General features: G+C 44.7%; 1 pseudogene. It reads left to right on the forward strand.

Annotated elements, in window-relative coordinates:
* Nucleotides 1-215, forward strand: a pseudogene (locus CBI42_RS12345) (replication initiator protein A); the annotation flags it as partial.

Below are 215 nucleotides of genomic sequence, written 5' to 3' on the forward strand. Positions count from 1 at the left end.
ACACAGGTCAGCTCTTCTTAGAACCGTCAGCTGTTCAACTCTTAAGCTTTTGGTGCCGAACACCGCAACAAATGCGTCGCTTCATTGGCATTATCTTAAATGCTAAGTATGCCATTGAAAAAGCCCACAAAGACCTCGGCGTTTGGATTACTTTAGATGATCCCGAACTAAAGCCTCTAATGACCAAGACGTTAAGACGCTACTTCAATGCCCTG

The sequence above is a fragment of the Streptococcus sp. KR genome (assembly GCF_002238115.1).
Classification (GTDB): Bacteria; Bacillota; Bacilli; order Lactobacillales; family Streptococcaceae; genus Streptococcus.